Origin of the sequence: Pseudomonas sp. ADAK7 (assembly GCF_012935675.1) — a bacterium.
In the GTDB taxonomy this organism is placed as follows: Bacteria; Pseudomonadota; Gammaproteobacteria; order Pseudomonadales; family Pseudomonadaceae; genus Aquipseudomonas.
Genome location: NZ_CP052861.1, coordinates 2,537,813 through 2,552,401, shown reverse-complemented (window position 1 = coordinate 2,552,401; position 14,589 = coordinate 2,537,813). Strand labels below are relative to the sequence as shown.

Annotated in this window: 11 protein-coding genes; 9 read left to right on the top strand and 2 right to left on the bottom strand. The window is 58.6% G+C overall.

All coding sequences use genetic code 11. From position 1 onward, the window contains the following. Positions 1-62: 62 nt before the first annotated feature. Positions 63-431: a hypothetical protein gene (locus HKK53_RS11910; RefSeq protein ID WP_169370979.1), complete on the top strand. Its 369-nt coding sequence runs from the start codon at positions 63-65 to the stop codon at positions 429-431. Positions 432-552: 121 nt separating this feature from the next. Here HKK53_RS11910 and HKK53_RS11905 read toward each other — a convergent pair whose 3' ends face one another. Beyond that, complete coding sequence (locus HKK53_RS11905; protein ID WP_169370978.1) at positions 553-2,148, bottom strand: glycoside hydrolase family 17 protein; 1,596 nt, start codon at positions 2,146-2,148, stop codon at positions 553-555. Positions 2,149-2,435: 287 nt separating this feature from the next. Between HKK53_RS11905 and HKK53_RS11900 the strand changes: the two genes are divergently transcribed. The 3 genes from HKK53_RS11900 (at position 2,436) to HKK53_RS11890 (ending at position 5,537) form a co-directional block, all read left to right on the top strand. After that, complete coding sequence (locus HKK53_RS11900) at positions 2,436-3,287, top strand: glycine betaine ABC transporter substrate-binding protein (protein ID WP_169370977.1); 852 nt, start codon at positions 2,436-2,438, stop codon at positions 3,285-3,287. A 283-nt stretch (positions 3,288-3,570) separates the two neighbouring features. Then, positions 3,571-3,882, top strand: a complete 312-nt coding sequence (locus tag HKK53_RS11895) for a DUF485 domain-containing protein (RefSeq protein WP_008148580.1) — start codon at positions 3,571-3,573, stop codon at positions 3,880-3,882. Continuing rightward, a complete protein-coding gene (locus HKK53_RS11890; RefSeq protein ID WP_169370976.1) occupies positions 3,879-5,537 on the top strand; it encodes a cation acetate symporter in 1,659 nt (552 codons plus the stop codon). The genes HKK53_RS11895 and HKK53_RS11890 overlap by 4 nt, the downstream gene beginning before the upstream one ends. Before the next feature lie 1,049 nt (positions 5,538-6,586). Here the strand turns inward: HKK53_RS11890 and gltA are convergent. After that, the gene (gene gltA, locus HKK53_RS11885; RefSeq protein WP_169370975.1) at positions 6,587-7,876 is read right to left on the bottom strand and encodes a citrate synthase; all 1,290 of its coding nucleotides are present in this window, start codon (positions 7,874-7,876) and stop codon (positions 6,587-6,589) included. A gap of 349 nt (positions 7,877-8,225) precedes the next feature. On the opposite strand from gltA, the gene sdhC reads away from it, so the two are divergent. From sdhC to HKK53_RS11860, 5 genes are all read left to right on the top strand, one after another. After that, complete coding sequence (sdhC, locus tag HKK53_RS11880) at positions 8,226-8,612, top strand: succinate dehydrogenase, cytochrome b556 subunit (protein WP_178076575.1); 387 nt, start codon at positions 8,226-8,228, stop codon at positions 8,610-8,612. Beyond that, entirely contained in the window at positions 8,606-8,974 is a 369-nt protein-coding gene (gene sdhD, locus HKK53_RS11875; protein WP_133836530.1) for a succinate dehydrogenase, hydrophobic membrane anchor protein, read from the top strand. Before sdhC ends, sdhD begins: the two co-directional genes overlap by 7 nt. Before the next feature lie 3 nt (positions 8,975-8,977). Continuing rightward, the gene (sdhA, locus tag HKK53_RS11870) at positions 8,978-10,753 is read left to right on the top strand and encodes a succinate dehydrogenase flavoprotein subunit (protein WP_169370974.1); all 1,776 of its coding nucleotides are present in this window, start codon (positions 8,978-8,980) and stop codon (positions 10,751-10,753) included. 11 nt (positions 10,754-10,764) lie between these two features. Beyond that, positions 10,765-11,469 (top strand): succinate dehydrogenase iron-sulfur subunit, encoded by a 705-nt coding sequence (locus HKK53_RS11865; RefSeq protein ID WP_133836531.1) that lies wholly within the window; start codon positions 10,765-10,767, stop codon positions 11,467-11,469. 260 nt (positions 11,470-11,729) lie between these two features. Continuing rightward, positions 11,730-14,561, top strand: a complete 2,832-nt coding sequence (locus HKK53_RS11860) for a 2-oxoglutarate dehydrogenase E1 component (RefSeq protein ID WP_169370973.1) — start codon at positions 11,730-11,732, stop codon at positions 14,559-14,561. The last annotated feature ends 28 nt before the right edge of the window (positions 14,562-14,589 follow it).

Below are 14,589 nucleotides of genomic sequence, written 5' to 3'. Positions count from 1 at the left end.
AGGCTTGCACAAAGCCGCCGGACGCTTAAGCTGGCCGCCGTTTTCGTTGATTGGAGTGCTTCATGTCCCGCCGTCTGCCCGTGATTCTGCTGCTTGTTTTGCTGCCTTTATGGCTGGCCGCCAGTTATGGCGCGCGTTATGGCTTCATGGAGGATGCGCAATGGGTCGGCCTCTGCGTGGACGAGGCGAGCCGCTGGGAATGTCAGGTTCGCTCGAACCTTGGGCTGATGATTCACTTCAAGGTCTTGGGCTGGGGCGCAGTGGCCGCGGCGCTGATCGGTTTTGTCGTACCGGGCCGGGCAGGGTGGTGGCTGGCGGTGTTGGCGCTGGTGCTGGGGTTCCCGGCGTTGGCGTTGTACAACACGACGCTGGCGGTGTTTGCGGTGGTGATCGCGGCTTTGCGTCTGGTCCGGGCTTCTCGTAGCGCCTGATAGATAGTCTTCGCGGGCAAGCCTCGCTCCTACGGATTGTTGTCGTTCACATCATTTGTGAACGACACACCCCTGTAGGAGCAAGGCTTGCCCGCGAAGAGGCCGGCAGCAACGCTGAAGATCAGCCCTTGCGAACCCGCAAACAACGCCACAACGCCGCCACCATCAATACACTCACCAGCGCCCAACCCCAGGCCTGCTGGTTCTGCAACCCTTCACGGAACAGCTGCGGCGCAATGCCGGCACCAATGATGAAGGTCAGCAGCGCAATCTCCCGACGTGGCACATTCACCGGACGGCACAGGTACACCAGCGCCGGCAGGATAAACGCGACACTCGGAAAGCTGCGATAGCGCGGGTCGAACACCAGCTCCAGCATCATCACTGCCGCCGCAAACCCGGCGGCGGCTACCAGCCAGCCTGCTCGGCGCTCCAGCAGATTAAAGGCGCATCCACGCCAGCCGTTGCGAGCACTCAGCGTCAGCGCGGCATGGGCCAGCACCAACAGATTCAAAGCGGTCAGCAAGCCGACCCACAGCCATTCACTGGCAAACCGCGTGGTGACCCGCGCCAGATCGCCCCAGGCCCCGATCGAGCAGGCCGCCAGCGCCGCCAACAGTGGCAGCACCAACGCCGCGCGAGTGCTGCGAACCCGACCGCCCAGCAGCAGCGTGCCGAGGAAGATCACACCGCCAACCACCAGCCATTGCGACCAATACGGCACGTTCGACACCGGTCCAGCGAGCACGCCCTTGTCCTGGCGATCAGCATCGAACAGCCCCCAGTAACCGCCGACGGCACCTTCACTGGCACGTTTCCACGGCTGGTCAAAGGCTTCGATCAGGTTGTAATGCCAGTTTTGTTCTTCAGCCATCGCCACAAACCCACGAATGAACTTGGCCTCGTTGACCCGGCTCGGCAGCGCGGTTTCACGTTGGCGGCCTTCGCTCGGCCAGCCGGTTTCGCCGATCATCACATCCTTGGGCGCGAATTTGTTGCCAAACACCTGGCGCACCTCGGCCACGTGTTGCAGGGCGGCGTCGATGTTCGACGGGTCATCTTCCCAGTACGGCAGCAAATGAATGGTCAGGAAGTCCACCGCCGGGGCGATTTCCGGGTGCTTGAGCCAGAATTCCCAGACGTCGGCGTAAGTGACCGGCTGCTTGATCTGGCTTTTCACCTGATTGATCAGCTTCGCCAACTGCACGCCGGTGACTTCTTTGCGCAGCAGCGCTTCGTTACCGACGATCACCGACGTCACCACGTCCGGGTTGGCGCTGGCCGAGGCGATCAGCAAGTCGACTTCCTTGGCCGTGTCCACCGGGTTGCTGTTGACCCAGGCGCCAATCATCAGCTTCAAGCCGTGCTTGCGCGCCAGGTCAGGCAAGGCGTCGAGGCCGGTCATGGAATAGGTGCGAATGCATTCGAAGCTTTTGGACAGCAGCGCGAGGTCGGCGTCCATGCGCTCGGGGCGCAACTTGAACGGCTGGTCGAACGGCGACTGGTCCTTGTCGAACGGGGTGTAGGAGGCGCATTGCAACTTGTGCGTGGCGCTGGCCACGTCCGGCAGGATCACCGGTTTGCCGAGGCCGTACCAGAAACCGCCAAGGGCAAACAGCCCGAGCAGGCAGGCGAAAACATAAGCGAAAAAAGGAAAGCGTGATGTCGCGGGCATGGTCAGGCCGTCTGGGAGCAAAGCCGCGCATGTTACCTGCATTTGTCCCGGGCTTGGTGGCCTGCATGATTTTGACATGCAAAGTTCGGGCGGATCGGGCGGGGTGGTTGCGGCGATCACGATTAATGGCGTTCTGATGTCGTTTCTCGATGCCTTGAGGTCGTTGGCAGCACAGGTCCCTATTGTCGTGAGGTTGATTATCGAAGCGTCAGTACTCCGCTGACGTTCTGGCGATTTTGCGGTGAGGCGTGATGGGGGCGCTGTGCACCATAACAATACGTTGACGCCGCTCGGCATCCGTCGGGCGCAGCACTTTCGGGGAAGTAACGATGAAGATGCGACGACTTTTAGGCGCGAGTGCCGCTCTGGTGCTTGCGATTGGCTCCACATTCGCCAATGCCGAGAGCAAAACCCTGAGCATCGGTTACGTTGACGGCTGGTCCGACAGCGTCGCGACCACCCACGTGGCCGCCGAAGTGATCAAGCAGAAACTCGGTTATGACGTGAAGCTGCAAGCCGTCGCGACCGGGATCATGTGGCAAGGCGTGGCCACTGGTAAACTCGATGCCATGCTGTCCGCCTGGCTGCCCGTGACCCACGGCGAATACTGGACCAAGAACAAGGATCAGGTCGTCGATTACGGCCCGAACTTCAAGGACGCGAAAATCGGCCTGATCGTGCCGGAATACGTGAAAGCCAAGACCATCGACGATCTGAAAACCGATGACAGCTTCAAGGGCCGCATCGTCGGGATCGACGCCGGTTCGGGCGTGATGCTCAAGACTGACCAGGCGATCAAGGACTACGGCCTGAGCAACTACACCCTCAAGGCCAGTTCCGGCGCCGGCATGATTGCCGAGCTGACCCGTGCCGAGAAGAAAAACGAATCCATTGCTGTCACCGGTTGGGTGCCGCACTGGATGTTCGCCAAGTGGAAACTGCGCTTCCTCGACGATCCGAAAGGCGTGTATGGCGCCGCTGAAACCGTAAACAGCATCGGCAGCAAGGAGCTGGCGACCAAAGCACCGGAAGTGGCGAAATTCCTGAAAAACTTCCAATGGGCCTCGAAAGACGAAATCGGCGAAGTGATGTTGGCGATTCAGGATGGTGCCAAACCTGAAGCCGCGGCCAAGGATTGGGTGGCCAAACACCCGGAACGCGTTGCCGAATGGACCAAGTGATTTAGTCCGAAGCGTCTAGTCAGTACCTTCCAGAGCCCCTTGGCATTTATGCCAAGGGGCTTTTTGCATTCCGGTAGGAGCAAGGCTTGCCCGCGATGGCGATCCCGAGCACGCCATCGCGGGCAAGCCTTGCTCCTACAGATGCAAAGCAGGCTAATTATTTTGTTCTAGAAATTGGCGAAACCGTCATGTCGTTCTAATACTAAGGTCGTCTGGAAGCCGTCCCGCAGCCGCATAAAGTGGCTACGTTCTAACAATAATCTGTGCTGCGAGGATAAAAACAATGAACGACAGCATTTACCTCTCGATTCAAAACAGCCCGCGCTTCAAGGAGCTGGTTAGTAAGCGAGAAAAGTTCGCCTGGATTCTATCGGCGATCATGCTTGGGCTTTACTCCGGATTCATCCTTTTGATTGCTTACGGGCCGCATATTCTGGGGGCGAAAATCAGCCCTGAATCTTCGATTACCTGGGGGATACCGATTGGTGTCGGGCTGATTCTCTCGGCCTTTATCCTGACTGCAATCTACGTACGACGCGCCAATGGCGAATTCGACGACCTGAACAATGCGATTCTCAAGGAGGCTCAGCAATGATCCGGCGTCTAATGGCTCTATTGAGCATCGCAGCCTTTGCACCTGGCGCCTGGGCGGCTGAAGCCCTGACCGGCGAAGTGCACAAACAACCACTCAACGTGTCCGCGATCCTGATGTTCGTGGCGTTTGTCGGTTTGACCCTGTGCATCACCTACTGGGCCTCCAAGCGCAACAACTCGGCGGCCGACTACTATGCGGCCGGCGGCAAGATCACCGGTTTCCAGAACGGTCTGGCGATTGCCGGTGACTACATGTCGGCGGCGTCCTTCCTGGGTATTTCCGCCCTGGTGTTCACCTCTGGCTACGACGGCCTGATCTACTCGATCGGCTTCCTGGTGGGCTGGCCGATCATTCTGTTCCTGATCGCCGAGCGCCTGCGTAATCTGGGTAAATACACCTTTGCCGACGTGGCGTCCTATCGCCTCGGGCAAACCCAGATCCGCACACTGTCCGCCTGCGGTTCGCTGGTGGTGGTGGCGTTCTACCTGATCGCGCAAATGGTCGGTGCCGGCAAGCTGATCCAGCTACTGTTCGGTCTCGACTACTACGTTGCGGTGATCCTGGTCGGGATCCTGATGTGCATGTACGTGCTGTTCGGCGGCATGCTGGCGACCACGTGGGTGCAGATCATCAAGGCTGTGCTGTTGCTGTCCGGTGCCTCGTTCATGGCGCTGATGGTCATGAAACACGTCAACTTCGACTTCAGCGCGCTGTTCTCCGAGGCGATCAAGGTTCACCCTAAAGGTGAAGCGATCATGAGCCCGGGCGGCCTGGTGAAAGACCCGATCTCGGCGTTCTCCTTGGGCCTGGCGCTGATGTTCGGTACCGCTGGCCTGCCGCACATCCTGATGCGCTTCTTCACCGTGAGTGACGCGAAAGAAGCTCGCAAGAGCGTGCTGTATGCAACCGGCTTCATTGGCTACTTCTACATCCTGACGTTCATCATCGGCTTCGGCGCGATCTTGCTGGTCAGCACCAACCCTGCGTTTAAAGATGCGGCTGGCGCGCTGTTGGGCGGCAACAACATGGCGGCGGTGCACCTGGCCAACGCGGTGGGTGGCAGTATCTTCCTGGGCTTCATCTCTGCAGTAGCGTTCGCGACCATTCTGGCGGTAGTTGCCGGTCTGACGTTGGCCGGTGCTACGGCGGTATCTCATGACCTGTATGCCAGCGTGATCAAGAAGGGCAAGGCCAACGACAAGGACGAGATCCGCGTTTCGAAAATCACCACCGTTTGCCTGGGTGTGTTGGCGATCGGTTTGGGCATTCTGTTCGAAAGCCAGAACATCGCGTTCATGGTCGGCTTGGCGTTCTCCATCGCGGCGAGCTGTAACTTCCCGGTGCTGCTGCTTTCGATGTACTGGAAGAAGCTGACCACGCGTGGTGCGATGATTGGTGGTTGGTTGGGCCTGATCAGCGCCGTGGGCTTGATGGTGCTTGGGCCGACCATCTGGGTGCAGATTCTGCATCACGAGAAGGCGATCTTCCCTTACGAGTATCCAGCGTTGTTCTCGATGGCGATTGCCTTTATCGGGATCTGGTTCTTCTCGATTACTGATAAGTCGACGGCGGCTGACAATGAGCGGGCGTTGTTCTTCCCTCAGTTTGTGCGTTCGCAGACTGGGTTGGGGGCGAGTGGGGCGGTTTCGCACTAAGGCTTTTATGTAAGTTGCGTTGAATGGAAATGCCCTGGTCGAGAGATTGGGGCATTTTTTTTGGCTTTGGCTTTGGCTTTGCTTTTGTAGGAGCGAGGCTTGCCCGCGAAGGCGGCCTCATTGCCGACCGGGATTTTTGATGGTGTACATATCCATTTCTGCGGTAACGGCCACTTATGGTTTCGCCCTTACGGCGAGTCACTTTGGAAGAGCGCCAAAGTAACCAAAACGCTTTCGCCCCTGACGTACGGTGCCTCGCCCAGGCTCGGCATGCCCTCACTCCGGTCCTGCTCCGTGGGCCCGCCGCCATCGGCCATCCATGGCCGGGGGCGGCTACCGCGGCATCCCTGCCGCGGTGCCCACTGCGCAGAACCTGCGTTCGGCCTTCCGACGGGGCAGATCAAGATCAAGATCAAAAGCCAAAGCGAGGCGGCCTACGGGCCGACCTTGCTTTACGACGCTGCGCGGGGCTGATTGCTGATCGTTCCCACGCTCTGCGTGGGAATGCCGCCGGGGACGCTCTGCGTCCCGCTGTCGACGCGAGGCTTGAGTTCTGCGCAATGGTGACGCGGAGCGTCACGGGATGCATTCCCACGCGGAGCGTGGGAACGATCAGTAACTGGCGTACGCGCACAACCCCCGAGCCAGGCCGGCCGGTAGGCCGCCTCGCGGTGCGATGCACGCCCCCTCGAGAGGCCGAGTGGAGGTTCTGCGCAGTGGGCAACCCGGCATGGATGCCGGGTTAGCCGCCCCCGGCCATGGATGGCCGATGGCGGCGGGCCCACGGAGCAGGACCGGAGCGAGGGCATGCCGAGCCACAGCGAGGCACCGAACGACAGGGGCAAAAGCGCTTTGGTTACTTTCGCCTGGGCCGGCATTCCGGATTTTCGAAAGTGACTCGCTGTAAGAGCGAAACCATAAGCGGCCGTTACCGCAGCAACGGATATGCCCCCGATCAAAGACCCAATAACCAAGCACAAACAAAAACGGCCTCTAATAAATAGAGGCCGTTCCCGGTGCAACTTTAAGACGTTATCGCAAGACAGGTCTTATTTGCGGTCTTCCAGCTTGGTGATATCACGCGACTCGTAGCCGGTGTACAGCTGGCGCGGACGGCCAATCTTGTACGGGCTGGAGAGCATTTCTTTCCAGTGGGAGATCCAGCCCACGGTCCGCGCCAAAGCGAAGATCACGGTAAACATGCTGGTCGGAATGCCGATCGCCTTGAGGATGATCCCCGAGTAGAAGTCGACGTTCGGGTACAGCGAGCGTTCGATGAAGTACGGGTCGGTCAGGGCGATCTCTTCCAGGCGCATGGCCAGTTCGAGTTGCGGATCGTTCTTGATCCCCAGTTCCTTCAGTACTTCGTCGCAGGTCTGCTTCATCACAGTGGCGCGCGGATCACGGTTTTTGTAAACACGGTGACCGAAGCCCATCAACTTGAACGGATCGTTCTTGTCCTTGGCCTTGGCGATGAACTTGTCGATGTTCGACACATCGCCGATTTCATCGAGCATGCTCAGCACGGCTTCGTTCGCACCGCCGTGGGCAGGGCCCCACAGTGCAGCGATACCGGCGGCGATACAGGCGAACGGGTTGGCCCCCGAAGAGCCTGCCAGGCGTACGGTGGAAGTCGATGCGTTTTGCTCGTGGTCGGCATGGAGGATGAAGATCCGGTCCATGGCCTTGGCGAGTACCGGGCTGATCGGTTTGATCTCGCACGGGGTGTTGAACATCATGTGCAGGAAGTTTTCCGCGTACGTCAGGTCGTTGCGCGGGTACATCATGGGTTGGCCCATGGAGTACTTGTAAACCATCGCTGCCAGGGTCGGCATCTTGGCAACCAGGCGGATCGCGGAGATTTCGCGATGCTGCGGGTTATTGATGTCGAGGGAGTCGTGGTAGAAGGCCGAGAGGGCGCCGACTACACCGCACATGACGGCCATTGGGTGGGCGTCGCGACGGAAGCCGTTGAAGAACGTCTTCAACTGCTCGTGGACCATGGTGTGGTTCTTCACGGTGCTGACGAACTGGGCCTTCTGTTCTGCGGTCGGCAATTCGCCGTTGAGCAGCAGATAGCAGGTTTCCAGGTAGTCCGACTGTTCAGCCAGTTGTTCGATCGGGTAGCCGCGGTGCAGCAGGATGCCGTTGTCGCCGTCGATATAGGTGATCTTCGACTCGCAGGAGGCGGTCGACATGAAGCCAGGGTCAAAGGTGAAACGGCCCGTGGCCGTCAGGCCCCGAACATCAATTACATCGGGACCAACGGTGCCGGTTAAAATGGGCAGCTCGACGGGGGCTGCGCCCTCGATGATCAACTGCGCTTTTTTGTCAGCCATGTGGCCTCCTATTTATGCTTGAAATCATCAGACAGACCCCCCACGCAGGGCCCGCACCACTATAGTGAGATAAATTCGAATGTCAATTTGCCTAAAGTCTTGCTCCAGAAGGCTTTAACCGGACTTTTTCCTCGAAATTACCTGCCATTTACGCCTTTTATCCGACTTGTGCAATGAGCTATTAGGGGAAGGTGATTGCGTTGTCATTAGTAGCCTAACTGTCTATACTCGGCCACCGACCGCCAGGGGCTTTTGGGCCCGCTTCGCTGGGGGTCGCATCCCTGGGTGGTGGTTACCTGACCAGTGCACTCCCCAACAACTTTGCCCTGATTGTTAGGGGCTCTTCAGTGTGAAAAAAGCCGTGAAAAGCCAACGACCTGTAAACCTAGACCTAAGGACCATCAAACTCCCCATCACCGGCGTTACGTCGTTTCTTCACCGTGTTTCCGGCATCATCCTCTTCCTGGGCATTGGCTTCATGCTGTACGCATTGAGCAAATCCTTGGGTTCCGAGGAAGGTTTTGCCGACGTGAAGGCAACCTTGACCAGTCCGCTGGCCAAGTTCGTAGCATGGGGCCTCCTGTCCGCTCTGCTGTATCACCTGGTAGCCGGTGTGCGCCACTTGATCATGGACATGGGCATCGGTGAGACGCTGGAAGGCGGCAAGCTGGGCTCGAAAATCATTATCGCCGTGTCTGCGGTGTTGATCGTTCTGGCGGGAGTTTGGATATGGTAACCAGCGTTACGAACCTGTCGCGTTCAGGCCTCTATGACTGGATGGCACAGCGTGTGTCTGCGGTTGTTCTCGCGGCTTATTTCATCTTCCTGATCGGATACCTCGCAACCCACCCTGGCATTGGCTACGTCCAATGGCATGAGCTGTTTGCAAGCAACGGAATGCGTATCTTCAGTCTGCTGGCCCTCGTGGCCCTGGGCGCACACGCCTGGGTTGGCATGTGGACCATCGCGACCGACTACCTGACGCCGATGGCGCTGGGCAAGTCCGCGACTGCAGTACGTTTCCTCTTCCAGGCAGTATGCGGCGTTGCGATGTTCGCCTACTTCGTCTGGGGTGTGCAGATTCTTTGGGGTATCTGATTCATGTCTAATACAGTTAATACGCTTTCGTTCGACGCCATTATCATTGGCGGCGGCGGTGCCGGCATGCGCGCTGCGCTGCAACTGGCACAAGGCGGTCACAAGACTGCCGTAGTCACCAAGGTTTTCCCGACTCGCTCGCACACCGTATCCGCCCAGGGTGGCATCACCTGCGCCATCGCCTCGGCAGATCCGAACGATGACTGGCGCTGGCACATGTACGATACCGTCAAGGGTTCCGACTATATCGGTGACCAGGACGCTATCGAATACATGTGTTCCGTAGGCCCGGAAGCGGTTTTCGAGCTCGAGCACATGGGCTTGCCGTTCTCCCGTACCGAACAGGGCCGCATTTACCAGCGTCCGTTCGGCGGTCAGTCGAAAGACTTCGGTAAAGGTGGCCAGGCTGCCCGTACCTGCGCCGCTGCCGACCGTACCGGTCACGCACTGTTGCACACCCTGTACCAGGCCAACCTCAAGGCCGGCACCGTATTCCTCAACGAATACTACGGCGTCGACCTGGTGAAGAACGAAGATGGTGCCTTTGTCGGCATGATCGTCATCTGCATCGAAACTGGCGAAACCTCCTACGTCCGCGCGAACGCCACCGTATTGGCGACCGGCGGTGCAGGTCGTATCTACTCGTCCACCACCAATGCCCTGATCAACACCGGTGACGGCGTCGGCATGGCCCTGCGTGCTGGCGTGCCGGTACAAGACATTGAAATGTGGCAGTTCCACCCGACCGGTATCGCCGGCGCTGGTGTACTGGTTACAGAAGGCTGCCGCGGTGAAGGCGGTTACCTGATCAACAAGCACGGCGAGCGTTTCATGGAGCGTTATGCTCCGAACGCGAAAGACCTGGCTGGTCGTGACGTAGTTGCTCGCTCGATGGTTAAGGAAATCATCGCCGGCAACGGTTGCGGTCCGGATGGCGACCACGTAATGCTGAAACTCGATCACCTCGGTGAAGAGGTTCTGCACAGCCGTCTGCCAGGCATCATGGAGCTGTCCAAGACCTTCGCCCACGTCGATCCAGCCGTGTCGCCGATCCCGGTCGTTCCAACCTGCCACTATATGATGGGCGGCGTGCCGACCAACATTCATGGCCAGGCGATCACCCAGGACGCTGAAGGCGTTGACCAGATCATTCCTGGTCTGTTCGCGGTAGGTGAAGTGGCTTGCGTATCGGTTCACGGTGCCAACCGTCTGGGCGGCAACTCGCTGCTCGACCTGGTGGTATTCGGTCGTGCTGCCGGCCTGTTCCTGGAACAGACCCTGAAAGAAGGCGTCGACTACGCTCGCCCACGCCAGTCCGACATCGACGCTGCCCTGGCACGTCTCGATGGCCTGAACTCGCGTACCGAAGGCGAAGACGTCGCTACCCTGCGTAAAGAGCTGCAAAGCTGCATGCAGAACTACTTCGGTGTGTTCCGTACCGGCGAATACATGCAGAAGGGTATTGCCCAACTCGCTGATCTGCGTGGCCGTATCGCCAACGTCAAGATCAACGACAAGAGCCAGGCGTTCAACACCGCTCGTATCGAAGCCCTGGAACTGCAGAACCTGCTGGAAGTGGCCGAAGCCACCGCCATCGCTGCAGAAATCCGCAAAGAGTCCCGCGGCGCTCACGCCCGTGAAGACTTTGAAGATCGCGACGACGAAAACTGGCTGTGCCACACCCTGTACTTCCCGGGTGACAAGCGCGTAACCAAGCGTGCCGTGAACTTCTCGCCGAAGACTGTTCCGACTTTTGAACCTAAGATTCGGACTTATTAAGGGTGGCTGCCATGTTGAAAGTCAGTGTTTATCGCTACAACCCTGATCAGGACGCCGCGCCGTTCATGCAGGAATTCCAGGTCGATACCGGTGGTAAAGACCTGATGGTGCTGGACGTGCTGGCCCTGATCAAAGAGCAGGACGAGGGTTTCTCCTATCGTCGCTCTTGCCGTGAAGGTGTTTGCGGTTCCGACGGCATGAACATCAACGGCAAAAACGGCCTGGCGTGCGTCACGCCGCTGTCCGCTGTCGTAAAAGGTAACAAGCTGATCGTTCGTCCGCTGCCAGGTTTGCCGGTTATTCGTGACCTGGTCGTCGATATGAGCATCTTCTACAAGCAATACGAGAAGGTGAAGCCATTCCTGCAGAACGACACGCCGGCTCCGGCCATCGAACGTCTGCAGACCCCGGAAGAGCGTGAAAAGCTCGACGGTCTGTACGAGTGCATCCTGTGCGCTTGCTGCTCGACCTCTTGCCCATCCTTCTGGTGGAACCCGGACAAGTTCCTGGGTCCAGCTGCCCTGCTGCAAGCGTACCGCTTCCTGGCAGACAGCCGTGACACCAAGACTGCCGAGCGTCTGTCTTCGCTGGATGACCCGTTCAGCGTATTCCGCTGCCGCGGGATCATGAACTGCGTCAACGTCTGTCCGAAAGGCCTGAACCCGACTAAGGCCATCGGTCACGTACGTAACATGCTGCTGCAAAGCGGCGTGTGATACAGGCTGTAACTGCAGGACCGTTGTACCCGTAGATGCTACGGCGCAGGCTTCAACCGGCGCCGTAGTTTTAACCTGGGCAGCAGCCCATAAAGCTGCGGCTCTTATTTTGAAGAAATGAGACAAGCAGGGGCATCCGGGCTGGTACCCGGACTATCAGCGTGATCCTAAGTGGCTTGTTTTAGTCGCTGCATTCGGACTTCTGCAAGTTTGCTCGGTGTCGACGCCGGTGGTGTTCCCCTAACCGAGGGTGACCAAGCATGCAAGAAAGCGTGATGCAGCGCATGTGGAACAGCGCCTACCTATCCGGTAGTAACGCTGCCTATGTGGAAGAGCTCTATGAGCTCTACCTGCACGACCCTAACGCTGTGCCAGAAGAGTGGCGCACCTACTTTCAGAAGTTGCCTGCTGACGGCAACACTGCCACCGATGTTTCGCACTCCACAATTCGCGATCATTTCGTCTTGCTGGCAAAGAACCAGCGCCGCGCCCAACCGGTTTCCGCCGGGAGCGTGAGCAGTGAGCACGAGAAGAAGCAAGTTGAAGTGCTGCGATTGATCCAGGCCTACCGTATGCGTGGCCACCAGGCAGCCCAGCTTGACCCGCTGGGGCTGTGGCAGCGTCCTGCACCTGCAGACCTGTCGATCAATCATTACGGCTTGACCAATGCCGATCTTGATACGACCTTCCGTGCCGGCGACCTGTTCATCGGCAAAGAGGAGGCGAGCCTACGCGAAATTCACGAAGCGTTGCAGCAGACATATTGCCGCACCATCGGCGCTGAATTCACGCACATCACCGATTCCGAGCAGCGCCAGTGGTTCCAGCAGCGTCTGGAAAGCGTGCGCGGCCGTCCGACGTACTCCGCCGACATCAAGAGCCACCTGCTCGAGCGCGTCACTGCCGGCGAAGGTCTGGAAAAATACCTGGGCACCAAATACCCGGGTACCAAGCGTTTCGGCCTGGAAGGCGGCGAGAGCCTGATTCCGATGCTCGATGAGCTGATCCAGCGTTCCGGCTCCTACGGCACCAAGGAAATCGTGATCGGCATGGCCCACCGTGGCCGTCTCAACGTGCTGGTCAACACCTTCGGCAAGAACCCGCGCGAGCTGTTCGACGAGTTCGAAGGCAAGAAGAAGGTCGAGCTGGGTTCCGGTGACGTTAAATATCACCAGGGCTTCTCGTCCAACGTCATGACCACCGGCGGTGAAGTTCACCTGGCCATGGCCTTCAACCCGTCCCACCTGGAAATCGTTTCTCCAGTGGTCGAGGGTTCGGTCCGTGCCCGTCAGGATCGTCGTAACGACCCTACCGGTGAAAAAGTCCTGCCGATCTCCATCCACGGTGATGCTGCATTCGCAGGTCAGGGCGTGGTGATGGAAACCTTCCAGATGTCGCAGACCCGCGGTTTCAAAACCGGCGGCACCGTGCACATCGTGATCAACAACCAGGTCGGTTTCACCATCAGCAACCCGGAAGACTCGCGCTCCACCGAGTACGCGACCGACGTTGCGAAAATGATCCAGGCGCCGATCCTCCATGTGAATGGCGATGATCCGGAAGCCGTGTTGTTCGTGACCCAGCTGGCCATCGACTACCGCATGCAGTTCAAGCGTGACGTGGTAATCGACCTGGTCTGCTACCGTCGTCGCGGCCACAACGAAGCTGACGAGCCTAGCGGCACCCAGCCTCTGATGTACCAGCAGATCACCAAGCAGCGCACCACCCGTGAGCTGTACGCCGAACGCCTGACCCAGGCCGGTGTGGTGGATGATGAGCGCGTGCAAGCCAAGATCGACGAATACCGCAATGCGCTGGACAACGGTCTGCATGTTGTGAAAAGCCTGGTCAAAGAGCCGAACAAAGAGTTGTTCGTGGACTGGCGTCCGTACCTGGGCCACGCCTGGACTGCACGTCACGACACGCGTTTCGACCTGAAAACCTTGCAGGAACTGTCCGCCAAGCTGCTGGAAATTCCAGAAGGTTTCGTGGTTCAGCGCCAAGTCTCGAAGATCTACGAAGACCGTCAGAAAATGCAAGTCGGCGGCCTGCCGATCAACTGGGGTTACGCCGAAACCATGGCGTACGCGACCCTGGCGTTCGAAGGTCACCCGATCCGCATGACTGGCCAGGACATCGGCCGCGGTACGTTCTCGCACCGTCATGCCGTGTTGCACAACCAGAAAGATGCCGGCAGCTATATTCCGCTGCAGAACCTGTACAAAGGCCAGCCACGTTTCGACTTGTACGATTCGTTCCTGTCCGAAGAAGCCGTCCTGGCGTTCGAATACGGTTACTCGACCACCACGCCTGAAGCGCTGGTGATCTGGGAAGCCCAGTTCGGCGATTTCGCCAACGGTGCCCAGGTGGTAATCGACCAGTTCATCACCAGTGGCGAGCACAAGTGGGGCCGTCTCTGCGGTCTGACCATGCTGCTGCCGCACGGTTATGAAGGTCAGGGTCCGGAGCACTCTTCGGCACGTCTGGAGCGTTACCTGCAACTGTGCGCCGAGCACAACATCCAGGTAGCGGTACCGACCACGCCGGCCCAGATCTACCACTTGCTGCGTCGTCAGGTGATTCGCCCGCTGCGCAAGCCATTGATCGTTCTGACTCCGAAGTCGCTGTTGCGTCACAAGCTCGCCATATCGACCCTGGAAGATCTGGCCGAAGGTTCGTTCCAGACCGTTATCCCGGAAATCGATGTTCTGGACCCGAAAAAGGTCGAGCGCATTGTTCTGTGTAGCGGCAAGGTCTACTACGACCTGCTGGAAAAACGCCGTGCCGAAGGTCGTGATGACATCGCCATCGTGCGTATCGAGCAGCTGTACCCATTCCCTGAGGACGACTTGAACGAAGTCCTGGCTCCGTACACCAACCTCAAACATATCGTTTGGTGTCAGGAAGAGCCGATGAACCAGGGTGCCTGGTACTGCAGCCAACACCACATGCGCCGCATCGTGGGCAATCACAACAAGGCGCTCGTTCTCGAGTACGCCGGCCGTGATGCTTCTGCTGCACCTGCTTGTGGTTATGCATCGATGCACGCTGAGCAGCAGGAAAAACTGCTGCAAGACGCCTTTACTGTTTAACGCCTTCGCGCACCTGAAACCGAATTTA

What these genes read in the sequence shown, in the direction of transcription:
- HKK53_RS11910 (WP_169370979.1), top strand. Translation starts at nt 63, where the DNA reads ATGTCCCGCCGTCTGCCCGTGATTCTGCTGCTTGTTTTGCTGCCTTTA.
- HKK53_RS11905 (WP_169370978.1), bottom strand. Translation starts at nt 2,148, where the DNA reads ATGCAGGTAACATGCGCGGCTTTGCTCCCAGACGGCCTGACCATGCCC.
- HKK53_RS11900 (WP_169370977.1), top strand. Translation starts at nt 2,436, where the DNA reads ATGAAGATGCGACGACTTTTAGGCGCGAGTGCCGCTCTGGTGCTTGCG.
- HKK53_RS11895 (WP_008148580.1), top strand. Translation starts at nt 3,571, where the DNA reads ATGAACGACAGCATTTACCTCTCGATTCAAAACAGCCCGCGCTTCAAG.
- HKK53_RS11890 (WP_169370976.1), top strand. Translation starts at nt 3,879, where the DNA reads ATGATCCGGCGTCTAATGGCTCTATTGAGCATCGCAGCCTTTGCACCT.
- gltA (WP_169370975.1), bottom strand. Translation starts at nt 7,876, where the DNA reads ATGGCTGACAAAAAAGCGCAGTTGATCATCGAGGGCGCAGCCCCCGTC.
- sdhD (WP_133836530.1), top strand. Translation starts at nt 8,606, where the DNA reads ATGGTAACCAGCGTTACGAACCTGTCGCGTTCAGGCCTCTATGACTGG.
- sdhA (WP_169370974.1), top strand. Translation starts at nt 8,978, where the DNA reads ATGTCTAATACAGTTAATACGCTTTCGTTCGACGCCATTATCATTGGC.
- HKK53_RS11865 (WP_133836531.1), top strand. Translation starts at nt 10,765, where the DNA reads ATGTTGAAAGTCAGTGTTTATCGCTACAACCCTGATCAGGACGCCGCG.
- HKK53_RS11860 (WP_169370973.1), top strand. Translation starts at nt 11,730, where the DNA reads ATGCAAGAAAGCGTGATGCAGCGCATGTGGAACAGCGCCTACCTATCC.